This is a genomic window from Enterovibrio qingdaonensis (assembly GCF_028683135.1).
Taxonomy (GTDB): Bacteria; Pseudomonadota; Gammaproteobacteria; order Enterobacterales; family Vibrionaceae; genus Enterovibrio; species Enterovibrio qingdaonensis.
This window is the reverse complement of the sequence record NZ_JAJUBB010000006.1, coordinates 219,813-246,168: the sequence shown is the minus strand read 5'-3', so window position 1 is coordinate 246,168 and position 26,356 is coordinate 219,813. Positions and strand designations below refer to the sequence as shown.

At 48.9% G+C, this 26,356-nt stretch carries 21 protein-coding genes; 9 read left to right on the top strand and 12 right to left on the bottom strand.

Annotation, left to right across the window (positions count from 1 at the left end; translation table 11 throughout):
* Positions 1 to 432: 432 nt before the first annotated feature.
* From arcA to LRP49_RS10920, 6 genes are all read left to right on the top strand, one after another.
* Positions 433 to 1,653 (top strand): arginine deiminase, encoded by a 1,221-nt coding sequence (gene arcA / locus LRP49_RS10945; RefSeq protein ID WP_274142177.1) that lies wholly within the window; start codon positions 433 to 435, stop codon positions 1,651 to 1,653.
* A 208-nt stretch (positions 1,654 to 1,861) separates the two neighbouring features.
* A complete protein-coding gene (gene argF, locus LRP49_RS10940) occupies positions 1,862 to 2,866 on the top strand; it encodes an ornithine carbamoyltransferase (protein ID WP_274142176.1) in 1,005 nt (334 codons plus the stop codon).
* Between the two features lie 302 nt (positions 2,867 to 3,168).
* Positions 3,169 to 4,098, top strand: a complete 930-nt coding sequence (gene pyrB / locus LRP49_RS10935; protein ID WP_274142174.1) for an aspartate carbamoyltransferase — start codon at positions 3,169 to 3,171, stop codon at positions 4,096 to 4,098.
* A gap of 17 nt (positions 4,099 to 4,115) precedes the next feature.
* Positions 4,116 to 4,583 carry an aspartate carbamoyltransferase regulatory subunit gene (gene pyrI, locus LRP49_RS10930; protein WP_274142172.1) on the top strand — a complete coding sequence of 156 codons (468 nt, stop codon included), beginning with the start codon at positions 4,116 to 4,118 and terminating at the stop codon, positions 4,581 to 4,583.
* A 206-nt stretch (positions 4,584 to 4,789) separates the two neighbouring features.
* Positions 4,790 to 5,179 carry a Rid family detoxifying hydrolase gene (locus LRP49_RS10925; protein WP_274142170.1) on the top strand — a complete coding sequence of 130 codons (390 nt, stop codon included), beginning with the start codon at positions 4,790 to 4,792 and terminating at the stop codon, positions 5,177 to 5,179.
* Between the two features lie 77 nt (positions 5,180 to 5,256).
* Positions 5,257 to 5,955, top strand: coding sequence for a Dph6-related ATP pyrophosphatase (locus tag LRP49_RS10920; RefSeq protein ID WP_274142169.1), 699 nt, complete (start codon positions 5,257 to 5,259; stop codon positions 5,953 to 5,955).
* A 74-nt stretch (positions 5,956 to 6,029) separates the two neighbouring features.
* Here LRP49_RS10920 and idi read toward each other — a convergent pair whose 3' ends face one another.
* The 8 genes from idi to nudF form a co-directional block, all read right to left on the bottom strand.
* Entirely contained in the window at positions 6,030 to 6,566 is a 537-nt protein-coding gene (idi, locus tag LRP49_RS10915; RefSeq protein ID WP_274142168.1) for an isopentenyl-diphosphate Delta-isomerase, read from the bottom strand.
* An 87-nt stretch (positions 6,567 to 6,653) separates the two neighbouring features.
* Positions 6,654 to 7,379 carry a 1-acylglycerol-3-phosphate O-acyltransferase gene (locus LRP49_RS10910; protein WP_274142167.1) on the bottom strand — a complete coding sequence of 242 codons (726 nt, stop codon included), beginning with the start codon at positions 7,377 to 7,379 and terminating at the stop codon, positions 6,654 to 6,656.
* Positions 7,380 to 7,636: 257 nt separating this feature from the next.
* Entirely contained in the window at positions 7,637 to 9,910 is a 2,274-nt protein-coding gene (gene parC / locus LRP49_RS10905; RefSeq protein ID WP_274142166.1) for a DNA topoisomerase IV subunit A, read from the bottom strand.
* A 28-nt stretch (positions 9,911 to 9,938) separates the two neighbouring features.
* Entirely contained in the window at positions 9,939 to 11,831 is a 1,893-nt protein-coding gene (gene parE / locus LRP49_RS10900; RefSeq protein ID WP_274142165.1) for a DNA topoisomerase IV subunit B, read from the bottom strand.
* A 97-nt stretch (positions 11,832 to 11,928) separates the two neighbouring features.
* A complete protein-coding gene (yqiA, locus tag LRP49_RS10895; RefSeq protein WP_274142164.1) occupies positions 11,929 to 12,507 on the bottom strand; it encodes an esterase YqiA in 579 nt (192 codons plus the stop codon).
* 2 nt (positions 12,508 to 12,509) lie between these two features.
* Entirely contained in the window at positions 12,510 to 13,334 is an 825-nt protein-coding gene (cpdA, locus tag LRP49_RS10890) for a 3',5'-cyclic-AMP phosphodiesterase (RefSeq protein ID WP_274142163.1), read from the bottom strand.
* Between the two features lie 50 nt (positions 13,335 to 13,384).
* The gene (locus LRP49_RS10885) at positions 13,385 to 13,813 is read right to left on the bottom strand and encodes a DUF1249 family protein (protein ID WP_274142162.1); all 429 of its coding nucleotides are present in this window, start codon (positions 13,811 to 13,813) and stop codon (positions 13,385 to 13,387) included.
* A 16-nt stretch (positions 13,814 to 13,829) separates the two neighbouring features.
* Positions 13,830 to 14,459 carry an ADP-ribose diphosphatase gene (gene nudF / locus LRP49_RS10880; protein WP_274142161.1) on the bottom strand — a complete coding sequence of 210 codons (630 nt, stop codon included), beginning with the start codon at positions 14,457 to 14,459 and terminating at the stop codon, positions 13,830 to 13,832.
* 302 nt (positions 14,460 to 14,761) lie between these two features.
* On the opposite strand from nudF, the gene tolC reads away from it, so the two are divergent.
* Positions 14,762 to 16,084, top strand: coding sequence for an outer membrane channel protein TolC (tolC, locus tag LRP49_RS10875; protein ID WP_274142160.1), 1,323 nt, complete (start codon positions 14,762 to 14,764; stop codon positions 16,082 to 16,084).
* 79 nt (positions 16,085 to 16,163) lie between these two features.
* Here the strand turns inward: tolC and hldE are convergent, their stop codons facing one another.
* Entirely contained in the window at positions 16,164 to 17,597 is a 1,434-nt protein-coding gene (gene hldE / locus LRP49_RS10870; protein WP_274142159.1) for a bifunctional D-glycero-beta-D-manno-heptose-7-phosphate kinase/D-glycero-beta-D-manno-heptose 1-phosphate adenylyltransferase HldE, read from the bottom strand.
* Positions 17,598 to 17,900: 303 nt separating this feature from the next.
* On the opposite strand from hldE, the gene lpxL reads away from it, so the two are divergent.
* Positions 17,901 to 18,830, top strand: coding sequence for an LpxL/LpxP family Kdo(2)-lipid IV(A) lauroyl/palmitoleoyl acyltransferase (gene lpxL / locus LRP49_RS10865; RefSeq protein WP_274142158.1), 930 nt, complete (start codon positions 17,901 to 17,903; stop codon positions 18,828 to 18,830).
* Between the two features lie 59 nt (positions 18,831 to 18,889).
* Here the strand turns inward: lpxL and glnE are convergent, their stop codons facing one another.
* The 3 genes from glnE to LRP49_RS10850 all read right to left on the bottom strand — a co-directional run bounded on the left by glnE (position 18,890) and on the right by LRP49_RS10850 (position 25,458).
* A complete protein-coding gene (gene glnE / locus LRP49_RS10860) occupies positions 18,890 to 21,781 on the bottom strand; it encodes a bifunctional [glutamate--ammonia ligase]-adenylyl-L-tyrosine phosphorylase/[glutamate--ammonia-ligase] adenylyltransferase (protein ID WP_274142157.1) in 2,892 nt (963 codons plus the stop codon).
* 92 nt (positions 21,782 to 21,873) lie between these two features.
* Entirely contained in the window at positions 21,874 to 23,472 is a 1,599-nt protein-coding gene (locus tag LRP49_RS10855) for a methyl-accepting chemotaxis protein (protein WP_274142156.1), read from the bottom strand.
* Between the two features lie 450 nt (positions 23,473 to 23,922).
* Positions 23,923 to 25,458 carry a CYTH and CHAD domain-containing protein gene (locus tag LRP49_RS10850; protein ID WP_274142155.1) on the bottom strand — a complete coding sequence of 512 codons (1,536 nt, stop codon included), beginning with the start codon at positions 25,456 to 25,458 and terminating at the stop codon, positions 23,923 to 23,925.
* Between the two features lie 181 nt (positions 25,459 to 25,639).
* On the opposite strand from LRP49_RS10850, the gene LRP49_RS10845 reads away from it, so the two are divergent.
* On the top strand, positions 25,640 to 26,320 hold the full coding sequence (locus LRP49_RS10845) for a TIGR00153 family protein (RefSeq protein ID WP_274142154.1): 681 nt from the start codon (positions 25,640 to 25,642) through the stop codon (positions 26,318 to 26,320).
* The last annotated feature ends 36 nt before the right edge of the window (positions 26,321 to 26,356 follow it).

The following is a 26,356-nucleotide window of genomic DNA, read 5'->3' as shown; positions in this document are numbered from 1 at the left end:
TCCATGTTAAACAAAAGTAAAATTGACCTTCCCTTACAAGGTTGTCATTATTTGAGAACAGGGCGATAACAATACAAGATTCTGGAAAATGCGCATTTTCACCAAATCTTGCGCCATTAAAGTCCTGGTTTTTGGAATAGTGTGAAAGCTCACTGCATAGCTACGCACTCAATACGCAAAAAACCTTTTTCCGCCATTCGTCGCAGCCAAACGCCGCGACGCACTTAATGTAAAAAGGTTTATTGAGGTAAATGGATTTACGACACGTATTCAGGCGTTTTCGCTGAGTAACGCCCTTCTTACAGAATTCTGTCGCTCTATATTCCTTTTCCCATCGTGTTTGGCAATCCGTTTGCACACCTTTAGTTTTCATGTGCATACGCCTTATACCAAACGCTTGGAGATTAATAATTATTCAAGAGAGAAATAGTCATGAGTCAGTTATATGTCGGTTCTGAAGTTGGTCAACTTAAGCGAGTCATGCTGCACCGTCCTGAGCGTGCATTGAACCACCTTACGCCTTCAAACTATAAAGACCTATTATTTGATGACGTGCTTGCCGTTGAACGTGCAGGTGAAGAACACGACCAATTCGCGCAAACACTGCGTGATCAAAACGTCGAGGTGCTCCTTCTTCATGATCTCCTCGCTCAGACCCTCGCTAATCCTGAAGCGAAAGCCTGGTTGCTCGACGTACAGGTTGGCGACTACCGCCTCGGTCACCAATTTTCTGAAGATGTACGCACCTATTTAGGCACGCTTAGCGACGACGAGTTGTCCCATATTCTGCTGGGAGGTCTGAGCTATATCGACTTTCCTCGCCAGTCGTCTTCGATGATGCAAGCCATGCACGAGCGAACAGACTTCATTATCGATCCGCTACCCAATCATTTGTTTACCCGAGATACGTCTTGTTGGGTGTATGGCGGCGTCTCCCTTAACCCGATGGCGATGCCTGCACGTCAGCGCGAAACCAATCATTTACGTGCAATTTATCGATGGCACCCCTTGTTTGCAGGCCAAGATTTCATTACCTACCTTGGTGCAGAGCAACGCGACTATGACAACGCCATGGTTGAAGGTGGTGACGTACTGGTAATTGGCAACGGCACGGTCTTAGTCGGCATGTCAGAGCGCACCACGCCGCAAGGTGTTGAAGCGTTAGCTCGCAGTCTGTTCCAACATGGTCAGGCAAAAGAGGTTATTGCCATTAATCTCCCAAAACACCGCTCTTGTATGCACCTTGATACCGTGATGACACACATGGACATTGATACCTTCTCTGTCTACCCACAAGTGATGCGTAAAGATCTGCAATGTTGGCGTTTGGTGGATAAAGGCAACGGCGATGTGGACGCGAAGGAAGTCGACTACTTCCTGCATGCCATCGAAAAAGCACTTAACATTCCACACCTCAATATCATCACGACGGGCGGTGACAGCTTCGAGGCCGAGCGAGAGCAATGGAATGATGCCAACAACGTACTTACTGTGCGTCCTGGCGTTGTTATTGGCTACGAAGGCAATGTCTACACCAATGAGAAATATGACAAAGCGGGCATCACCGTTTTACCGATTCCCGGCGACCAATTAGGACGTGGACGAGGCGGCGCAAGATGCATGAGCTGCCCCATTGAGCGCGAAGGTCTCTAGCGCAACTTAACCGCTAAATGATAAAGGCTTCAGTTCGCTGAAGCCTTTTTCTTTCATCGATAAAAATCGAATATCAACGCAATAAAAATAATTAATTATTCATCGGGGTTGCGTTTTGATGCGTAAATCAGTAAGAATTGTGATTATTATCATAGATAACACTGTCTTCATCATTCGGACGCTCAAGGATTTTTGAAAGGGAACTCATATGGCATTTAATTTGCGCAACCGGAATTTTCTCAAATTGCTCGATTTTACACCGCGCGAGATTGAGCATCTGTTGTCATTGTCTGCCGAGCTGAAAAAAGCCAAATATGCAGGATGCGAACAGCCACGCCTCAAAGGCAAAAATATTGCACTGATTTTTGAAAAGGCTTCAACGCGAACCCGATGTGCATTTGAGATTGCGGCCTTCGATCAAGGCGCGCAGGTCTCTTACATTGGCCCGTCAGGCTCTCAGATTGGCCATAAAGAGTCGATGAAAGACACGGCACGTGTGCTTGGTCGCATGTATGACGGCATTCAATACCGTGGCTTTGGCCAAGCGATTGTTGAAGAGCTAGGCCAATATGCAGGTGTCCCTGTTTGGAATGGCTTGACCGATGAATTCCACCCGACCCAAATTCTGGCTGATCTTTTGACGATGCAAGAACACGGTCGCGGCAAGCAATTACATGAAATGGCATTTGCGTATCTAGGTGATGCACGAAATAACATGGGCAACTCACTCATGGTCGGTGCGGCGAAAATGGGCATGGATATCCGGCTCGTTGCACCAAAACAATTCTGGCCTGACGAAGCATTAGTGGCCGAATGCAAAGCCATTGCTGACACTACAGGTGCGCAAATCACGCTCACCGAAGACGTAGCAGAAGGCGTTAAAGGCTGTGATTTCCTCTACACCGACGTATGGGTGTCGATGGGCGAATCTAAAGAAGCGTGGGATGAACGCGTCGCCTTAATGACACCGTATCAAGTGAACATGGGCGTCATCAAAGCGACGGGAAATCCGCACGTGAAGTTTATGCACTGCCTCCCTGCTTTCCACAATGATGAAACCACCATCGGAGCAGAAGTGGCGGCGAAATACGGCATGAACGGATTAGAAGTCACAGAAGATGTGTTCGAATCTGACTATTCGATCGTATTTGATGAGGCTGAAAATCGTATGCACACCATTAAAGCAGTCATGGTGGCCACACTCGGCAGTTAACTCACTGATATATTCTAGAAGCCGTCTCTAGTGGGCGGTTTTTTTATGCTTTTCCAAAACATACATTGATTAACCGCTCAACGACTCCTTCTTGCAAGGCGGGCAAATGGGCGTATAATCCTTCGCAATTTGTCAAAAAAACGAACCGGAATGCCACATTTAGTCTCTCATTCAGTCGCTAAAGCCTGCCGAATCTCGGCAATGGCCGCCGTTTTCGTTTTTAATGTATTTATAAATTAAGCCTCCAGATCTGGAGGCTTTTTTTTGTCCAAAATCTACCATCCATTGAGGGAAGAGAAGACATGGCGACCTCGCTGTACAACAAGCACATTATCTCCATCCCGGAGTTGTCCCGCGAAGAATTGGAACTTATCGTCGAAACTGCCGGTAAGATAAAGGCTGAGCCGAAACCTACGCTGCTAAAAAACAAAGTCGTTGCGAGCTGCTTCTTTGAAGCCTCGACACGTACTCGTCTGTCATTTGAAACCGCGGTTCAGCGCCTTGGCGGAACCGTCATTGGTTTCCCTGACGGTGGCAATACATCATCAGGCAAAAAAGGCGAGACCCTGTCTGATACCGTACAGGTTATCTCTTCCTACGTGGATGCGTTCGTGATGCGTCACCCGAAAGAAGGGGCTGCGCGCCTGGCGTCTGAGTTTTCAAAAGGTGTCCCCGTGATCAACGGTGGTGATGGCGCGAACCAGCACCCGTCACAGACCCTGCTTGATCTGTTCAGTATCTATGAAACTCAAGGCCGTCTGGATAACCTCAGCATCGCTATGGTTGGTGATCTGAAATACGGCCGCACTGTTCACTCTCTCACTCAAGCCCTGTCGAAGTTTAATAACAACCGCTTCTACTTTATCGCGCCGGATGCGCTGGCCATGCCAGACTACATTTTGGAAGATTTGGATGAAGCAGGTATTCCTTACAGCCTGCACAGCACAATCGAAGAAGTGGTGCCAGAGCTTGATATTCTCTACATGACCCGTGTACAGAAAGAGCGCTTTGACGAATCTGAATATGCGCACATCAAATCCGCGTTCATCTTGGACACACCACAGCTAGAAAAAGCACGCGATAACCTGAAAGTGCTTCACCCGCTGCCACGCGTTGATGAAATCACCGTTGCAGTCGACAAGACGCCACATGCGTATTACTTCCAGCAAGCAGAAAATGGCGTCTACGCGCGCCAGGCACTGCTGGCACTGGTTATTAACGGCAACATCTAAGGCGGGAGTAAAACAAGATGGTAAAAGAACATAAACTACAGGTTGAAGCGATCAAGAACGGTACCGTTATCGACCATATCCCTGCCAATGTCGGCTTTAAAGTGATGAAGCTGTTCAAACTTCATAAAACCAATCAACGTGTCACGGTTGGCCTGAACTTGCCATCATCGGCACTGGGCGCGAAAGATCTCATTAAGATCGAGAACATTTTCGTGTCTAAAGAACAGGCACAGCAACTGGCACTGTACGCACCGAATGCGACGGTCAATCAGATTGAAAACTACGAAGTCGTTGCCAAGCTTCCTTTGACTTTGCCTGACAGTATTCTGGGGGTATACCGCTGTCCAAACACGAATTGCATCACTCACGACGAAAAAGCCGTCGAGAGCAGCTTCAACGTGATTGAAAAAGCTGACGATGTGCAGCTTAAGTGTAAATACTGCGAGAAGGTATTCTCGCGCGAAATCATGACCGAAAGTCACTGATCGTCGAAATACCTAAAAAACCGGTGTGAACACCGGTTTTTTTATTACTGTTAAGGCACTCACAACCCCAGAAACCGCGTTAAAATGTGATGTTCTGGGTTTACGTAAGTGCTGGCAAGATGCAGACTAAGTGCTTATACCCAAGTTACCTGAAGAAGCTTGGTATACCCTGTTTCCGTGAAATATTAAAAAGTAAGGATAGGTAAATGACTAAAGTGCTTCACACTGAACACGCACCAGCCGCGATTGGCCCATACATTCAAGGCGTTGACCTAGGCAGCATGGTTCTGACCTCTGGCCAAATCCCTGTAAACCCTGTGACTGGTGAAATTTCTCCAGATATCGCAGCACAAGCGCGTCAGTCTCTGGAAAACGTGAAAGCGGTGGTTGAGTCATCTGGCCTGAAAGTTGGCGATATCGTCAAAATGACTGTTTTCGTGAAAGATCTAAACGATTTTGGCACAGTTAACGACGTTTACGGCAAATTCTTCGACGAACACGGCGTTGAGCATTACCCAGCACGTTCTTGCGTAGAAGTTGCCCGCCTTCCTAAAGACGTTGGTATCGAAATCGAAGCTATTGCTGTACGTAAGTAATCGTATTCGATAAAAAAGGCGCTGCCCACTCGGTAGCGTTTTTTTTCGTCTCTATCCTCACCGAAGTGAATCATTCCATGACCATCCTGAACGCCTATTTTAACTGGAGCAGTGGTAAAGACAGCACCATGGCCCTTTACTATGCGCTGCGTGACCCTAGCATTAATGTCAAAACCCTGCTGACCTCAGCCAATGAAGCGCATCAACGTGTGTCTATGCATGGCGTCCATGTTTCACTGCTTGAGAAACAAGCAGAGTCTCTCGGCTTACCGTTAAAAACAGTATGGCTGCCTGAGACCGTCACCATGGAGCAGTATGAAAATATCATGTCGAATGCAGTCGCAGAGCTCAAAGCCTTAGACTGCACCCATGCGATATTTGGTGACATCTATTTAGAGGATCTACGTGCCAGCCGTGAAGCGCAATTGGCAACAGTTAACGTAAAAGCCCTGTTTCCACTATGGAAAAAAGACACGAGAGCCTTGATGCAAACCTTGTTTGAACTGGGCATTAAAGCCGTTGTGGTCGCGGTTGACGGAAGCAAATTAAGCCAGGATTTTGTGGGAAGAGAGCTAGATCAGGACTTCCTCGACAGCTTGCCAGACGACGTTGACCCATGCGGTGAAAATGGCGAGTTCCATACCTTTGTTTACGATGGTCCTGACTTCAAACACCCCGTCGCCTTCACCAAAGGCGACGTCGTCACCAAAAAATATGCAGGAAACAATAACCCAGACCATCCCGGTTATTACTTTCAAGAGCTTATTCCTGCCTAAGTTCTGCTTAAAACAAAGACAAAAAAGCACCGCTCTCGGTGCTTTTTGTTTTTATGCGTCGACGTATTCACCCATTAATGTTGTAGCTGGGTTTCGACCTTCTCAACCACTTGCGTAAACCAGGCGGTAAAGCATTCTGGTGACACCTGCATGGCAGAGGCGAGCTCTTGCTGTGGCCACCAACGCCAGCCCATCACTTCGTCTGGGTTTGGATTTAACGGCACATCGTCAACTTTACACAGAATGATTTGGTCCAATTCATGTTCGGTCAGGTTATTATCGAGTTCCGCGCGATAACAAAACATTTCGCCCATTGCGAACTCAAGCGGTACCTCAATACCTAACTCTTCAAACAAACGACGCTTCGCGGCTACCTCAAACGCCTCACCTTGCATTGGGTGAGAGCAGCAAGTATTCGTCCACAGTCCGCCACTGTGATATTTGCTGAGCGCACGCTGTTGCAATAAGTATTCTCGGCCTTCGGTCGTATCTCGGTAAATCATCACCGAAAACGCCAGGTGCAATAATCCTTCTTGATGAGCCGCCATTTTTTCTGCTAACCCAACTGGCTCGCCTTTCTCGGTTACTAGAACTACCTGATTTTTCAGCATATCTGTCTTACTTCTTTTACAGTGCCTGAAAATACAAAAGGATACGCATGAGCGTATCCTTTCTGTTCGTTTTGTAGATGAAGTGTATTACTTCTTATTCAACTCAGCCACTTCCGCGTCCAATTCTGCAAGTTTCGCCACCATCAAGTCATGGCAATGCTTCGAGAGCTCCCTAACCTGATCTTTGGTGTAGCCTTCTGTTGAAATAGGATCCATCACTTCCACAATGATATGACCGTTATTGCGGCGAGATACTTCCAAGTGACCAGTCGAGCTACACACGATTGGTACGATTGGTACGCCTGCACCAATCGCTGCATGGAAAGCACCTGTTTTGAATGGCAGCATACCGCGACCACGTGAACGAGTACCTTCAGGGAACAGCCAAACAGACACGTTATTGTCTTTGATTTGGTCCACCACCTGTCCGATGGTGCCCATGGCTTTGCTACGGTTATTACGGTCAATCAGGATGTTACCGGTTAGCCAGTACAAGGTGCCAAAGATAGGAATGTAAGCCAGGCTTTTCTTGCCCACGGTTACTGCACCAGGACGCACTGCGTTAGATACAGTGACCAAATCCCAGTTACTTTGGTGGTTAGCGATATACACGCAGGTACCGACTTGCTTAGAGGCTTCTGATTGGCGAAGCTCCAACTTGATACCAAAAAGGGAAGAAAGCTTGCCGAACATACGGCCAAAAGTATAAACGTGCTTTGGATTTCTCGGGCTGAACAGGCAATAACCACAACCGAATACAAGCATGAAAATCGCAAACAACGCGACAGCCAACAGTCGCAGTATAAAGTACATTCTTTTCTCCTAGGGTCTGTTGACCTTTACGCCAGTTAACCGCTGGAAAGGTTTGGGAATTGCTACCTGAGAATCGCTTTACGTTTTAAGCGTACAGGTGTGCGCTAAAAATTTCTGGCCCTAGTATACGTGTCCGAAAATAAAATTCATCACTCTTTGTCGAAACATTTTTGACGGACATATCCAATTATCCAGAACACGTTCTATTTCAGGCCGAATTGGGATAAAAAAACCCTCCAGAGCGGAGGGTTTTAGGATTATGCTTCCGGCGTATCTACCGTGTCTTGCGGCGTTGAAATTTCAATCGCAGTAACACGCTGAAGACCTCGAGGCAGCATCGAACCACGTCGGCCTCGCTCACCACGGAAGTTATCAACGTCCGTCGGTTTCAATGACAACTTGCGCTTACCAGCATGCAACGTCACTGTTGCACCCTGTGGGACCACGAACAACTGAGAAAGGAGTTCTTCACGCGCTTTGGCACGGGCGGCAGGAATATTGATGATCTTATTCCCCTTCCCTTTGCCCAATTGCGGCAGCTCTTTCACTGGGAAGACCAGCATGCGCCCTTCGTTGGTGATCGCGATGATGTCATCACTGTCGATATCACCCACTTTTTGCGGTGGCATCACTTCAGACGCCTGAGGCAAGCTCAGCAGAGCCTTACCGCTGCGGTTTTTCGACAACAAATCGTCGTGTTTACAAACGAAACCATAGCCCGCATCTGACGCCATCAGCATCAAGTTGGCGTTGTCACCCATCAGAACGTGACGAATAGACGTGCCAGCCGTGATATTCAAGCGACCTGTAATTGGTTCACCCTGACTGCGTGCCGACGGCAGACTGTGCGACTCAAGCGCATAGCTGCGCCCATCGGTACCGATAAATACCGCAGGCTGGTTACTCTTACCGCGCGCTGCGGCCATGTAGCCATCACCGGATTTGTAGCTCAAGGTTGAAGGGTCAACATCGTGCCCTTTCGCATGGCGGATCCAACCTTTTTCTGACAGCACAACGGTGATCGGTTCACTCGGCACCAAATCACGCTCTGTCAGTGCTTTCGCTTCTGCACGCTCAACCAATGGCGAGCGACGCTCATCACCGTATTTCTCTGCATCAGCAATAATTTCTTTTTTCAGCAAGGTGTTCATACGACGCTCTGAGCCCAGCAGTTTCTCCAACTGTTCGCGCTCTTTGTTGAGTTCGTCTTGCTCACCACGGATCTTGATCTCTTCCAACTTCGCCAATTGACGAAGTTTGATCTCAAGGATCGCTTCTGCTTGTTTTTCACTGAGGCCAAAACGGCTCATCAGTTCTTTTTTCGGCTCGTCTTCGGTGCGGATGATCTCAATCACTTCATCAATGTTGAGATACGCCGCCAACAGGCCTTCAAGAATATGCAAACGCGCCAGCACTTTGTCTAAGCGGTATTGCAAGCGACGACGCACGGTCTCGCGACGGAACTCCAACCATTCGGTCAGAATACGCAGCAAGCCTTTCACCTGAGGACGACCGTCAAGGCCAATCATGTTCAGGTTTACGCGGTAGCTTCTTTCTAAATCGGTCGAGGCAAACAGGTGATTCATCAGCTGATCACAATCGATACGGTTAGAGCGCGGCACAATCACGATACGCGTTGGGTTTTCGTGATCAGACTCGTCACGAAGATCGTCAACCATCGGCAGCTTTTTCGCGCGCATTTGATTAGCAATCTGCTCGAGCAACTTCGCGCCAGACACTTGATGCGGCAGTGCGGTGATAACGATATCGCCGTTTTCTTTATGCCAACAGGCACGCATTCTGACCGAACCACGGCCTTCACGGTACAGCTTTTTCAGCTCAACACGCGGCGTGATGATTTCAGCTTCTGTCGGGTAGTCAGGACCTTTTACGTGCTCAAGAACACCGTCCAAATCCATCTTAGGTTCGTCAATCAATGCCACCAGCGCATTCGCCATTTCGCGCGCGTTATGCGGTGGAATATCGGTCGCCATACCTACGGCAATACCGGTAACGCCGTTCAGAAGAATATGCGGCAAGCGTGCAGGCAATGTCTTCGGCTCTTTCATCGTGCCGTCGAAGTTTGGCTGCCAATCTACTGTGCCCTGCCCCAATTCGCTCAGTAACACCTCTGAGAAGCGAGACAGGCGCGATTCGGTATAACGCATTGCTGCGAAGGATTTCGGGTCATCCGGTGCACCCCAGTTACCCTGACCGTCTACCAATGGGTAGCGATAAGAGAACGGCTGTGCCATCAATACCATGGCTTCGTAACAGGCAGAGTCACCGTGCGGGTGATATTTACCCAACACGTCACCCACGGTACGCGCAGATTTTTTGTATTTCGCCGTTGCCGACAAACCCAGCTCAGACATCGCATAGATAATACGACGCTGTACAGGCTTCAGACCGTCGCCGATAAACGGCAATGCGCGGTCCATGATGACGTACATCGAATAGTTGAGGTATGCATCCTCGGTAAACTTCCTTAGCGGAAGCTGTTCGACACCGTCATAAGTGATATCAGTCATTGAAAACGTCCGATTCTAAAATGCTTTCTTAAATTTCTGTCAGCTCAGCCATGTCGCCTTTGTCTTGCAACCAGTGGCGACGATCTTCTGCGCGCTTCTTACCGAGAAGCATGTCCATCATGCGATCCGTTTCTTCTTGGTCGTCAATGGTAAGTTGCACCAAACGACGGGTATTCGGATCCATGGTGGTTTCACGCAGCTGAAGTGGGTTCATCTCACCCAGACCTTTAAAGCGTTGTACGTCGATCTTCGCGCGCTTCTTGCTCAGACGCTCAAGCACACCGGCTTTTTCTTCGTCATCGAGCGCGTAATACACTTCTTTGCCACAGTCGATACGGTACAGGGGTGGCATCGCCACGTAGACATGTCCCGCTTTAACCAGTGCATGGAAATGCTTCACAAACAACGCGCACAACAAGGTCGCAATGTGCAGACCATCCGAGTCCGCATCGGCGAGGATGCAAACCTTACCGTAGCGCAAACCTGACAAGTCTTCGCTATCTGGGTCAATACCTAACGCGACAGAAATATCATGAACTTCTTGAGATGCCAGAACCTGATCGGCTGACACTTCCCACGTGTTCAGAATTTTACCACGCAGCGGCATGATGGCTTGGAATTCACGGTCACGTGCCTGTTTGGCTGAGCCACCTGCCGAGTCACCTTCCACAAGGAAGAGTTCAGTACGAGCCAGATCTTGCATTGAACAGTCTGTCAGCTTGCCAGGCAGTGCTGGGCCAGACGCCACTTTCTTACGCACAACCTTTTTCGCTGCACGCATTCGGCGGTGCGCGTTCGCAATACAGACTTCAGCTAGCTGTTCTGCCAGTTGCGGGCGCTCATTCAGCCACAAGCTGAACGAGTCTTTCACCACGCCTGAAACAAATGCGGCACATTGACGAGAAGACAAACGTTCTTTGGTCTGTCCGGCAAACTGAGGGTCCTGCATTTTCACAGACAAGACATACGCACAGCGTTCCCAGATATCGTCAGCGGTTAGTTTCACGCCACGAGGCAGGAGGTTACGGAATTCACAGAACTCACGCATTGCATCCAGTAAGCCCTGACGCAAACCGTTAACGTGCGTACCACCTTGTGCCGTCGGGATAAGGTTCACGTAACTTTCCGTGACCAGTTCGCCACCTTCAGGCAACCAAATCACCGCCCAATCTGCCGCTTCGTGCGGTGCGTTGAAGTCACCCACAAACGGTTCAGCTGGTAGCAGCTCGTAACCCTTAACACCTTCAGCCAAGTAATCTTTCAGGCCGCTTTCATAGCACCAGGTGATGGTTTCATTGGTGTTCTTATCGGTGAAGACAATTTCAAGGCCAGGGCACAGTACCGCTTTGGCTTTCAAATTGTTTTTCAGGCGAGAAACAGAGAATTTAGGGGAGTCAAAGTAGCTCGCATCCGGCCAGAAATGCACGCGTGTGCCTTTTGCACGGCGTCCACAAGTTCCAACGACTGTCAGCTCCTGCACTTTTTCACCGTGTTCAAACGCGATTTCGTAAACTTGACCGTCACGCTTAACCGAGACTTCAACCCGATTAGACAGGGCGTTTACAACCGAAATACCTACCCCGTGCAAACCGCCACTGAACTGGTAGTTCTTGTTCGAGAACTTACCACCAGCGTGAAGCTTACAAAGGATCAGTTCGACACCTGACACCCCTTCTTCAGGGTGGATGTCGACAGGCATACCACGGCCGTCATCAATAACTTCCAGTGACTGATCTGCGTGGAGAATGACTTCCACTTTACGTGCATGTCCAGCCAACGCCTCATCGACACTGTTATCAATGACTTCTTGACCGAGGTGATTTGGACGGGTCGTGTCTGTATACATCCCGGGACGACGACGCACCGGTTCCAGGCCATTGAGAACTTCAATGGAGCCCGCGTTATAAACTTGCTCTGTCATAGATGAATGGTTTTCTAAAGTTTGTCACATGGTCAGTGATGCCCCGCCAACTTGTCAAATAAAGACACTTCTGGCGAGGTTATTCTGTGAGTTACCCTCACAGACCAAGGAATTGGATGATTTTAGCGGGGTATCTGTCGAAGCCAACAAAAGCGTGATCGCCTCCCGCTTCTATTGTTTGCTTGCATCCTTGATACATCTCGACTGCCTGACGATAGTCCAGCACTTCGTCGCCTTCTTGTTGCAGCAACCAAATCGTATCAGGATGCGAAATCGACTTGGTATCTAATGCGTGAAGTTCATCCATATGATGAATGTCGAGGACGTATTGCTCCCCCGTATACGGGTTCTGCTGGGGACCTAAATAATCAACAAGAAGTTCGTAAGGTCTCACCGCTGGGTTGACCAGCACAGCAGGAAAGCCAAATTGTGCATTGAGCCACGTCGACAGATAACCGCCTAAAGAACTACCGACCAAACCGATACGATAGTCACCCTGATATGTGCTCACCAGTGCTTTTAGCTGATCAGCGGCCTCGGCAGGGTAACAGGCGAGGCGGGGAACTTCCAGCTTTATGTCTGGGCGGTGTGTTTCGCACCAATCCCGCATCTGCTGGGCTTTTGCTGACAAAGGAGAGCTATTAAACCCATGAATATAAATCAATAACGGTGGCATTTTTAGTACCCAGAAGAGTTCATATCGGGCTGGAATTCATTGCCAGCCAAACGACCCACCGTGGTCGAAATCGTCCCATCAGCGTGAAGAGAAATTTCACGCCAGCCTGGATTGGTCAAATCTAACGCAAAATCATCTGAATCTGGTTTGAATTGAATACAGGTCGAAGGTGCTGCCATCACGCGGCAATCTAAGTGCTGTGTATCCAAAGCCTGATGGATATGCCCACACACCACGCCTTTTACCGTGTCATATTTTGCAACAACCGCCCAAAACTCGTCTTGATTGTGCAGTTTGTGTTGATCAAGCCAAGCACTGCCCGCCGGCAAAGGGTGATGGTGCAACAGCACGAGAGTATTGCGTTCTGGGTTGTCACGTAATGTGGATTCTAACAACGCCAATTGCGCGTCAGAAAGTCGACCGTGCGGCACGCCTGCGACCTGGCTGTCTAGCATGACCAATTGCCAATGCTCGCCAACATACACGTGATCACAACGCTCTAGAGTAGATTGCTCCAGTACTGTATTCATTTCTTGCTGGTAATCGTGATTTCCTGGCAGCCAGTAGCATGGCTGATCCCAATGCGCGATACCATCGACAAAACGCTGATAAGACTCGGCGGTATGATCTTGTGAAAGATCGCCCGTAGCAATAATCGCGTCAAACTCTACGCCTTTGCGGGAAATTTCACTCACAACAGCATTAAAGCTCGCAGACGTATTCACGCCGAGTAAACTACCCGCATGATCTGCAAAGAGGTGTGTATCTGTAATCTGCAACAACCTAACGGTTTGGCTGTGTTGCTTGGGTAGATGGCAAATCCGCAACGTCTTGAAAACCCTGATCTAAAATATGCGTTATATCTTTAACGCTTATACTAATAAATTATGTTGTGTTTTGTTATACCGTTTTTCAGGCACAGTGCCAGCCAATCCGAAAGAAATGCATTTATCTGACGCTTTTCGTCACGTTGATGCATACGCGGATTTGGGTAATCATAGCGCGGCTGAATTCGGGAAATCTGCTGACTGGTACACACTTCAGCGACTCGTGCATCATGATACAGTCGAACTGTCAGTCTCGGTCGCAAATAACTTGGCACTTCACCTCGCTGCCAAATATCAATCAGTGTTGTGTATCGCGTGGATTCAACAATGTCCAGTTGAAACTCTTGGCCTTGGATTTCGTAAACACAGTATTCACCCACGTCATCTTGACGTGGCATCAGCCTTACCAGCTTGGCGTAATTTGTTTCATACATTCGCATCAAGGCACTTAAATCGACCTGATACTCTCGTCTCAACATATAACGTCCCGTGAACCTACTTTCCTGACGTTACACCGAGATGATCTCGATTCAGCGTCAGCCATTGTAATGCGATAATTGAGGCAGCGTTTTCAATTTTACCATTCGCTACCCATTCCATTGCAGTTGATCTATCAACCACATGTACCAAAATGTCTTCACCTTCATCAGGAAGTCCGTGAACCCCTTTCGCAGTCGACGCGTCGACCATACCCAAATACAAATGGATACGCTCTGAGCACCCGCCTGAACTCGACAAATAACTTGTCATGGGATGTAACGACTGAACCTGCAGTCCCGCTTCTTCTTCCGCCTCACGAATCGCAACGGCATCCGGCGTTTCGTCTTTGTCGATAATCCCAGCAACGATTTCCAATTGCCAGGGTGAATCACTCGCGACCATAGCACCAATTCGTATCTGCTCGACCAATACAACTTCGTCAGTGACAGGGTCATAAGGCAGCATGGCAACCGCATGTCCTCGTTCAAAAAGTTCTCTGTCGAGCACATCACTCCAGCCGCCAGCAAACAATCGGTGACGAAAGCGATATTTCACCATCTTAAAGTAACCATTATAGACAACGTCGGTATTTTCAATTTCAACGTCATCCTTTCCAAACTGGTCAGGCTGTGTGTTCAGTGGCACGGAAGTACCCCTTTCTTTGAAGGATGGAGGCAAATAATAGTGTCGTTGCGCAAGAGGCTGCAATCTAAAACCTTTACTTTTTTGGTATGGATTGCAGAATTATTTGAATATATTTATTGCAGTGACGGTTTTACAATCACTTTTTCTCAAGAAACCATCACATTGTCAGTTTCAAGTAAGCAAGCTTGGTTTACACTAGGGTCGGATACCTCTATACCCAAGCAACCTGAAGATGCAGAGCTCAGGTCATTTGGGTATATCAGCAATTTATTAGAATATGACAAGTTCAGGGACTACCTACTATGAAGAAATTGCTTCCCATTTTTATCGGGGTTGCGCTAGGCACCGCAACTCCGCTTGCGAGTGCAGATGATCTATTGCAAGTCTATGAGCAAGCAAAACAAAGTGATCCAACACTTCTGCAGTATGCCGCTACCCGCGATGCTGCATTTGCCCAAGTTGGCGTAAACCGCGGTACCACCTTGCCACAAATTAATCTGTCGGCAGGTTACAACCTTGTGCGTAATAGCGAAGAAAGCTACACAGGTCCTTTTTTTGACACGAATACCCTGTCCGCAGGCGTTGATGTCAGCCAGCAACTGTTTAACCAAAACAGCTGGATCAACCTGGATATTGCTGAAATCACTGCGCGTCAGGCCGATGCCGTATACGCAGCACAGCAACAAGCTCTTATTCTCCGCGTATCACAAGCGTATTTTAACGTATTGAAAGCAGCAGATGATTTGGTCTTTGTTCGCGCAGAAAAAGCCGCGGTAGGCCGTCAGCTAGAGCAAACTAAGCAACGTTTTGAAGTGGGACTATCAGCCATCACTGATGTGTATGATGCCCAAGCGCAGTATGACTCTGTTCTGGCTCAAGAAATTCTGTCTGAAAACGAAGTGGCGAACAGCTACGAAGAGCTACGTGAAATCACAGGCCAAAGCCACGCGGATCTTTACGCGCTTAACACCAAGGCCTTCTCTGCAAGCCGTCCTGAGCAAGTTGTCGATGAGCTAGTGAAGAAAGCAGAACAAGAAAACTTGTCACTGCTGGCACAGCGTATCACGCGTGATGCGGCGAAAGAGCGCATCTCGCTAGCTGAAGCTGGCCACTTGCCATCACTGACGCTGAATGCAGGTTATGGCTACTCGGATCAGGACAACAAAACCCTGTCTCGTGACGCCAGCAACAACCAGTTTACCGCAGGCATTAACTTCTCAATGCCTCTGTACTCAGGCGGCAGTGTGGATGCAGGCGTAAAACAAGCGCAATTCAACTATGTGGCAGCGTCTGAGCAATTGGAAGGTACTTACCGCACTACCGTGAAAGACGTACGTGCGTTCTACAACAACATCAACGCGAGCATTGGTGCACTGAAAGCGTACGAGCAAACCGTGGTTTCTCAGCGTTCTGCACTGGAAGCAACCGAAGCTGGCTTTGAAGTAGGTACCCGTACCATTGTTGACGTACTGGATGCGACACGCAGCCTGTATGACGCGAACCGTAATCTGTCAGATGCACGTTACGACTACATCCTTAGCGTTCTGCAACTGCGTCAAGCTGTAGGTTCGCTAAGCGAGCAAGATCTGGTTGATATCAACAACGGTCTGGTTGAGCCTAAGTAATCACAGATACGTGACATTACTTTAGATAGAAAAAAGGCACCGAATGGTGCCTTTTTTATGTCTGTTCGCGAATGCGCTATCAGTTGTTGTGTCCGCTCAGGATCGAATTAATGATCTCTGTCGTTGAACAACCGTCTTCGAAGTTCAAAACCAGCACTTCACCGCCAGCCACAATCACTTCTTGACCACCAGCAATCTCTTCTGGCTTGTAGTCTCCGCCTTTCACCAGCAAGCTTGGCAGCACTTCACCGATCAAACGTTGTGGTGTTTCTTCGTTAAAAGGCACAACCCAATCCACGGCACCCAAACCTGCCAATACCGCCATACGGCGATCGGTTGGGTTCACAGGACGACCCGGGCCTTTCAGACCACGTACGGACTCATCAGTGTTTACTGCAACAATCAGGCGGTCACCTAGTTTCGCCGCTTCGTTTAGGTAAGCAACGTGGCCCGCATGCAGGATATCGAAACAACCGTTGGTCATGACGACTTTTTCGCCACGCGCTTTTGCCATTTGTACCGACGCTTTCAATTGCTCTTCGGTCACCACACCAAAGCCTGATTGGTGGCTACCGTGAACTGCTTCGGTCAATTCGATGGTCGACAAGGTCGAGGTACCCAGCTTACCAACAACCACACCAGCAGCCGCATTTGCCAGAGCACATGCGTCTTCGATTGGTTTACCCGCAGCAAGAGATGCAGCAAGCACGGAAATCACCGTATCGCCCGCACCCGTTACGTCATACACTTCTTTCGCCAATGTCGGCAGGTTCAGTGGCTCTTGGCCCGCACGCAGCAAGGTCATGCCATTTTCGCTTCGCGTCACCAGCATGGCATCAAACTCAAACTTCTCAATCAGAGCCAGACCACGTTCAACGATATCTTCTTCGGTATGGCATGCGCCAACTACCGCTTCAAACTCGCTCATGTTTGGTGTCAGTAGCGTAGCACCGCGGTAACGTTCAAAGTCAGTGCCTTTTGGATCCACCAGCGTTGCAACGCCTGCTTGGCGTGCCAGTTTGATCATTGGCTGAACGTTTACCAGCGCACCTTTCGCGTAATCAGACAAGATCATCGCTTTGGTGTTTGGCAGTGCTGCTTCAATGCGATCCAGCATCGGCTGGGGATCAACGTTGTGGAAGCCTTCTTCAAAGTCCAAACGGATCAATTGCTGATTGCGGCTCATGACGCGTAGCTTGGTGATGGTCGGAAAATCTGCCAGACCGACAAAATCACAATCCACTTTCAATGAACACAGCTTGTCATTCAGAACATTTGCTTGCTCATCCTGACCTACCAAACCGATAAGTCTTGCCTTACCGCCCAATGCTGCAATGTTCATTGCAACGTTAGCGGCACCGCCTGGACGCTCTTCTGTTTGATTGATTTGTACCACTGGAACCGGTGCTTCTGGTGAAATGCGACCTGTTGGGCCATACCAGTAGCGGTCAAGCATTACATCACCAACAACCAGAACATTCGCTAGCTGATAGTCAGGCAAAGTCAGTTTCATTGTATTCTCCAAGCGTAAGGGCCTTTTCACCCTTGCTGTGTCGTTTGCTTTTATCTGTTAAGCGTTCGGCAAGCGCGTGCAGCATTTGATCATCAGGTAGCTGCACTGCCTACAAAATAATGTTCGCGATATTACCATAAAGACTTTAAAGCGACAGCCGAACAGGTTGGCTCCTGAACCATTCCTGTCTAACAATTAACTTTAGGGGCCCTTGCTGGACTGAAATATGCACGGCGGATAGATTTCGGTATACAATGCCCACCTCGATTGACTTGCTTTATTGTTAGGAAATACCTCACTGTCATGAGTAAAAAATCTGACGTGCCAACGTTTAAATGGTCCTTCCTACATCCGAAGTATCTTCATACTTGGATTGGCGTTGGCTTAATGTTCCTATTAAGTTGGTTGCCGTATCGCACGCAACGCTTTTTAGGTAGAAAGTTGGGACTTCTCATTATGAAGTTCTTCAAAAGCCGCAAAAAAATTGCCAAGCGAAACCTCGAACTGTGCTTCCCAGAAATGACGGGAGCAGAACGTGAAACGCTGTTGCGCGAAAACTTCGAGCACATGGGTCTGGCGTTTTTTGAAACCTGTATGGCGTGGTTTTGGCCGGCATGGCGTGTGAAAAAACACGTGAAATATGTCGGTTTCGAGCAAATCGAAAAGCTTAAAGCCGAAGGCAGGGGCGTACTGGTTACCGCCGTTCACTCATTCAATCTAGAGTTAGGCTGCCGCGCATTCGGACTTCATACAACGGGTTATGGCGTTTATCGTCCTAATACCAACCCTGTTTATGATTGGTTCCAATATCGTGGGCGCGGTCGAGAGAACTCGCTGATCGAGCGACGTGACGTAAAACAAATGATCAAACGTCTGCGAAACGGGGATTTTGTCTGGTATGCACCGGATCATGACTACGGTCGTCACCGTTATGCATGGGCACCGTTCTTTGCGGTAGAGAAAGCTTGTACCACAACCGGTACTCACCTTCTTGCCAGCGCAAGCAAGTGTCTCGTCAGCTCCGCAACCTTCACGCGAGACCGAGACGGAACAGGCTACACGCTGACCTTTGATACGCCGATGGACGCTTTTCCGTATGATGATGCAGAAGCATCGGCTATCTACACCAACAAGTTTGTTGAGCGTTCAATCATGCGCGCACCTGAACAGTACATGTGGTTGCACCGTCGATTTAAAAGTCGCCCAGAAGGCGAGCCATCATTGTATGACTGATATAAAAAAGGCGCATCATGCGCCTTTTTTAATACCCCTTCGAAGCCTATCTTACCGACTTACTCTGGGCTCTTTTCATCGACCGTTTCATCATCGACTAGTGCTGTTGTCATCCACATTGCCCACGCGTCTTTCACGATTTCCCGCTCTGCAATGAATTTACCATCGTCCACTTCTACGGAGGCATCCAGCAAGTTTAGGCGGTGAATTTCGTCGCGCATCAGAACATAGGCATCACGCAGCGCAAGTGCCTGAGACGTATCGACAATACCCGCTTGTGCCATGTCTTCCAGAATGCGTGCATTGTCACTCCAGCGCGTCAGTGCAGGCTCTTCATGGCTGTTTGCCAACACCAAATATTGCGTGATGAATTCAATATCAGTGATGCCACCGGGATCTTGCTTGATATGAAATTTATCCGCCTGTTTGCTTCCCAAGTGCTCACGCATTTTTACGCGCATATCCGCCACATCTTTACGCAATGCATCGTTATCACGCACTTTGGCCAGCACAGACTTACGCACCTTAGCGAAACCTTTTTGTAAGGCAAGATCGCCATAGATCATTCGCGTACGCACCAGAGCCTGATGCTCCCATGTCCACGCTTCCTTGTTCTGATAATCTTCAAATGATTCAACCGTCGTAACAAGCATGCCTGACGCGCCCGATGGACGCAGTCGGGTATCTATCTCATACAAAACGCCCGATGCTGTGCGGGTCGAGAATAAATGCACGATACGCTGCGCAAGACGCAGATAGAATTGGCGGCCATCGATTTCTTTCGAGCCATCGGTATAAACATTTTCAGGGCAGTCATGCAAGAAAACCACATCGAGGTCTGAGCCATAGCCCAGCTCAATGCCACCCACCTTGCCGTAACCGACAACTGCAAACCCGCGACCATCACGACCAGCAAGATGCGTGGGCTGACCATACTTCGATACCATCTGGTACCACGCCTGATTCACCACCGCACCCACAATGGCTTCTGCCAGATACGTCAGGTGGTCACTGACTTTCATGACAGGCAAGATACCCGCGATATCTGCAGCCGCAATGCGAAGCAACTGCGTCTGTTTGTATTGCCTGATCATCTCCATTTGCTGCTCCATATCCTCTTCAGGGATACGGGCAAGAAACTCAAACAACTCATTACCGTATTCTTCAAACGGCGTCGGGTTATAAAGATGCTGAAGATCCAAAAGCTCATCGAGCAAGATTGGGTAGCTGGCAAGCTGATCCGCAACCATCGGGCTTGCACTGCACAAACGCACAAGCTGGACAATGGCAGCATGGTGCTCATCAAGCAGTTCCAAGTAGGTCGTCCGCGTGGCGATACGCATCAAAAGCTTAATGATTCTCGCCAACACAACTGTGCCGTCTTCTCGGCACAAAATATGGCTTAAAAGCACAGGCATCAGTCGATTGATCACCTCACGACCACGTGGGCCCAAGGTTCGCTTCGCCAGCTCTTCTTTGAATCGGAGCAATGCCATTGCATTGTCCGCCGCATCCGGTGCCGCCATGTCTGTCAGGATCTTTTCGACTAACTCGGGATCGCGTCCTCCATCCCAGATCACACGAAAATCAGGCGAGATCTGCTCATCCTCCCCTTCTTCTTCGTCACCGATCAAATCATCGAATATCGCGTGAACACCCGCCATGTGGTGACTGAGACTGGCCGTCAAAGCGTCCCAGTTCTCTTCGCCCATCGCCACCGCCAGGCGAGCTTGATCTCTTGGCGTATCAGGCAGTGTTTGCGTCTGCTTATCGTCAATCGCTTGCAGCAAGTTCTCAAGGCGGCGCAAGAAGCGGTATGACGCTTCCAAGGTATCCACGTCTGCTTCAGGTAACAGTGCCAATTCTCGAATCGCGCCTAGCGTGATAAACAAGCCACGCTTACGCAAAATCGGATCGCGTCCGCCACGTATAAGCTGGAAAGATTGCGCGATAAATTCGATTTCGCGAATGCCGCCAGCACCAATTTTAATGTTGTTATTCACGCCACGGCGACGCGCTTCACTGCGGATAAGGGCTTTCATACGACGCAGTGATTGAATCGCACTGAAGTCGATGTAGCGGCGAAAAACAAAGGGCCGAAGGAGTTGGCGCAAGGTCTGATAACAGGCAAATTGCTCCTTGCCCATCACCCTTGCTTTGATCATGGCGTAACGTTCCCAATCACGCCCCTGTTCTTGGTAATAATCTTCCAATGCAGCAAAGCTCATGACGAGCGGGCCGCTATCACCAAATGGACGTAATCGCATATCAACCCGATAGCAAAAACCATCAAAGGTTTGCTGGTCGAGTGCTTTGATCAGGCGTTGCCCTAACCGAGTAAAGAACTGCGCATTAGCAATGCTGCGGCGTGCACCTTGAGTCTCCCCATTTTCTGGGTAGGTAAAAATCAAATCGATGTCTGACGAGAAGTTCAGCTCACCACCACCGAGTTTCCCCATCCCCAAAATAAGCATCGGTTGCGGATTCCCCTCCGCATCATACGGCGTTCCCCACTCTTCGCAGCACTTAGCATACAACCAACCGTACGCTTCCATAATCATGGCTTCGGCGAGCTTGGAGATATGAGAAAGGCTCTCGTCTAAAGAAAGGGAGTTGTTAAAGTCATGCCACGCCAACCACGTCATTTCGCGGCGGCGGAAACGGCGCAGCTCACGCATCACACTGTTTTCATCTAGCTGAGCATCGAGAATCGCTTTCAGCTTTTTACGGTAGTGGGGCGCGCGGAGCTGGGGCAATTGACGTTCCAGCATCCAAGGTAATAAGGTTTCATCATGAATAAACGACTCGGCAATAAAGTCGCTCAATCCCAAGGTTCGTAACAAACGTTCCCTGTCCTCACCTTGCCAACTCTCTACGTTTTGAGGCTGCTTTTCTGACAGTTGTTCCAATCTGCGCGCAACGCACGCTTCCAATTCCGTTGGCAACACCATGTACTCCGTTCCCTATTACCTTTGCTTAGTGGATTAAAATAACATAAAAAAAGCCCACGCATGCGGTGGGCTTCTTGACTGAAGTGTCGCTGTTAAACTGCAAACTCTTTAATTTTCAGATCAAGCTCCGCAGCGTTGTTTTGCATGCTGCCAGATGTCTCAGCAAGCTCAGTGACCACCATGACCGAAGCCTGAACAATCTCGCGCACATTGGTGAGATTGGCATTCATCTCATCCGCCACAGACGCTTGTTGTTCAGCCGCCGAGGCAATGTGGAAGTTCATGTCGTTGATTTGATCAATCTGCTCGACAATCAGGTTCAGCTCATCACCAGCCTTGCTGACCGACTCGACACTTTCTACCGCTTCAATGACGCTTTGCTCCATTAAGCCAACCGCTTGCTGCGCAGAAGACTGAAGCTGGGTGATCATGTCCTGAATTTCCACTGTCGCTTTTTGGGTGTTTTGTGCCAGATTGCGGACTTCATCTGCAACCACAGCAAAACCCCGCCCCGCTTCACCTGCACGCGCAGCCTCAATGGCGGCATTCAATGCTAGCAAGTTGGTTTGCTCAGAGATCCCTTGGATCGTCACCACCACAGAACTTATCTTATCCACGCGCTCTTCAACTTGATTGACCACACCCGCCGAATCGCGAATATCCTGAGACAGTTTGTTGATCGTACCAATGGTGTTAGCCACGTACTGTTGACCCGCTATCGCTTGAGTACGAGAGCTTTCCGTCGCTTGCGAAGCCGCGCGCGCATGGCCTGCCACTTCTTGTACTGTCGATGACATCTCACTCATGGCTGACGCCAGATGGTCAATCTCGTCGAACTGCTCTTTCGCAGACTCGCGCGTTTCATCCATGCTGATCGTCATCACCTCAGCAATCTCTGAAAGCTCTTCCGAAGAACTGCGCTGCGCCTTGATCACACCCACCAACTGAACACGTGTTTTCTCAAGCTCAGAGGCGATTTCACCAAACTCATCACGGCAATCCATCAAAATTGGCACACTCAGGTTCTTGCCAGCCATATTGCGAATTCCATCAATCAAGCAATTGATCTGACGCAGCATCATGCTAGATGCCCCTAGCAGGATCACCATAAAGGCCGCGATCATAACCAACGTCTGCCAAATGACCTGCTTGAGATACGCTTGATAGTAATGGCTTGCTGCCGAATCCGGCTGTGATGCAATACTTACCCAATCCGTGCCAGCGACAGGCACCACAATACCGTGACGATCTTCTGACTGAAGGTGGTAGATAAACTCCCCTCGCTCGCTGCGAAGTTGGTCAGACAGCACCTTACCATTTTCCAATGGCAAGCTAAGTTCATCAAACGATGTGATACGCGGATGCCCCAACACATCACCACTGACTGTGTTAACGACAAACACATAGTCATCGTCTGCACTGGTGGCATTTTCTGCGTTAAGAACCTGCGATAGAAGAGCTTGGCCTTCTGGCTGCGCGAGTAATGTTAGGCTTAATTCAGCACTGCGAATCGCGAGACTGCGGCTGTTGGATTCAGTCACTTGGGTCACTGAATCACGGAAGGTATTGGCATCCCACAGTTGTTTCGCACTGAGCAGGAGGGTGCTAAACACCATCAGCAAAACAAGTTTCGGTACCAGTTTGATGTTGCAGATAGCCTTTTCCCAAGGCTTGAATATCATCTGTGACATTCTTGATAATCTCCATGATATTGGTACAACTCCCGCCTAAACGCCGGGTACGCAAGCAATAAAGATGTACATTTACGTATCGGCAAATCGACCCAAAATTTGAACAGGTACTCGCGAATAACGCCAAAAGTGAGAGTCAGATCGGATGTGCGGATGCGTTGTTATTTATCTTTCACGCGTCGAGGATAACTCCGTCATTCTCGACTATTAGAAATTGCCTTATTTATATCTCATTCGCTGTAAAAGAAATCGACGTTTGTATGGGTTTTATGCTGCTAGCATTGCGCCTTTTTTTAATAATTGTTATCACAATCACTAATCGATAAAAAAGTGTCGACGCAAATAGACAGTCGGAATGAGGAAGGTGAAGAGATAAGGGGAAGAGAAAAGAACGCAGTAAAACGAAGAGATAAAAAAAGCACCTTGCGGTGCTTTTTAGAATTCGGAACGTTATTCGTAGTAGATATCCCAGTAAGGATCGAGCCCCACCCCTATCTGACGACTTTGCATCATGGCATGGAGCAAAGACTCTTCCTTTCGACGCAGCCACTTTTCGATCTGCGCGCGATCTTCTTCATCGATATCTTCATCATCGACGAGGGCGCGAACTGGCTCAAGTAAGATAAAGTCTTCGATACCCTGCAGCAGATCTAACCAAGGAAGACGGAATGTTTCCCGCTCTTCAACATCATACAAGGATGCGACACAGCAACCCGAAAGCAGGTTTCGTGTTAGACGCGGCAATTGATCCAGATAACCGAAACGATCCAGCTCATTGCTCAACGCAAACACACTTAACAGTTCTTCCCACGATTGTGCCAGCGAACGGTTCGCAAAGGTACGAATTGGCTCTGCCAGTTTTTCACGGGATTTATCATCCAAGAATGGCTGCCAACCGCGCGTCAGGATCCAACGACTCAGATCAAGCAGCAGATTGCAGTAACGCGAAGAGTGCAGCAGTTCCAACACTTCACTGCGCTCTGGCAACGCGTCATAACGTGCTTCCAGTTTTTGACGAAGTAACTTCTGCGCATTGAGCTTACGCAAGAAATACCCTTTGTCTTCACAGAGACGTTCGATAGATCGAGACTCGTAGATCCAGCTCAGTTCACCTTCCAGCCACTGCAACTCTTGGCGCAGTAGCGCACTGGCGCGACGTGGGATCAACCCACCGTAGAGTGACAAGGCTTGGCGGATCAGTGCAACAGCATTACAAATTTCGAAAATGGCTTCCTGTTCAGGACGCTCAACGTAAATCTGCTCGTGGTAGTGCCAGTGCTCAAGCGCATGCTCCAACACCTTCACAAACGTCTGCTCTGCAGACAATTGACTAGCGATAGGGGCGATGCTTAACGCTTTAACCGCATCCCCCTGATAATCCGTCGACAAACGATAGCCTCGTGCAGCTTTGCTGAGGTTACCCAAACGCAGCCCACCATTTTCTGCCAGCTCACGTGCCAGCACAAACAGCGCATCGGTCTGTCCCGACTTCAGTTCTATTTCAACTTCGCAAATCGGGTCGTATCCACCGGCTTCAGTGGTCACTTCACCACTGTCAAACGCCAGCTCAACCTGACTACTATCCGGCATCGCAAGCAGCCATTGTTGACGTTCAAAATCTGTAGAGAACAAAGGATTAAGCTGAGTGCTTAATGCATCAACATCTAATCCTGCAGGCCATGCATCGGCCGGGATGAGTGAAAGATCAGGAACGGGAGAGTCAAGCTCGGCATTGTACTCAGGTCGCTGATGAAGACCTGCCACCACGCGCCCGGCTGTCTTCAATGTTTGAACATAAACGTCATCGTAACGTCTCACACGAAGACCGATATCATACTGACGTAAAAGAAAGTCCGAGGTGTCGTAGTAGATATTGCCCAACTGCTTTTGGCGTTGTTGCAATACTTTCAGATCAGTGATTTTGTCTCGAATTTGGCGTGAAAAATCTGAAGAGACAAAAAATTTTAACTCTATCTCAGTTTCCATAAAGGGGCCCATAATCAATAGCACGACAAGGATATGGGGAATTGCTTAGACGAGCAAGCGTCTTTCATTGATCTGAAACGGTATCATTGCAAATGTGATTGCGTTAACATTCGCCGCTTGTACACCATCGTGTAAAATTTAGCCTACTCTTCGGGGGACGGCTTTTCAGGTAGATACGGCTATGCCAGTAAATACAATTGTTGGGCTATTTGCAAAGAGCCCTCTAAAACCTTTGCAAAGACATGTGAGTCGCGTAAACGACTGTTGCGCGCTGTTGGTTCCCTTCTTCGAAGCTTGTGAAAAAGGGGATTGGGAGCGTGCGGAAGAATTGCGCCATGAGATCTCAACGCTAGAGAAAGAAGCGGATACGCTGAAACGCGAAATTCGCCTCAAACTCCCACGCGGTCTCTTCCTTCCAGTCGATCGCACTGACATGCTCGACCTCCTCACACAACAAGACAAACTTGCCAACCTGGCAAAAGACATTGCTGGCCGCGTCATTGGCCGCAAACTCCAAGTTCCCGCCCTCCTATACGTCGATTTCGTTGCCTATGTGCTGCGTTGCCTTGATGCTGCTGATCAAGCACGACGTGTCATCAGTGAATTGGATGAACTGTTAGAAACTGGCTTTAAAGGACGAGAAGTCACGCTGGTTGAAGAAATGATCCACCAGCTGGATACCATTGAAGACGATACTGATTCAATGCAAATCCAATTGCGTCAGAAACTCATGTCTATCGAAGACCAATACAGTCCGGTCGATGTGATGTTCCTGTACAAAATCCTGGAATGGGTCGGCGCAATCGCTGATCAGGCACAACGTGTTGGTTCTCGACTAGAACTAATGCTGTCTCGTTCTTAGTGTTTAAGCACGAATAATTAATGTGCTACGGCTCTA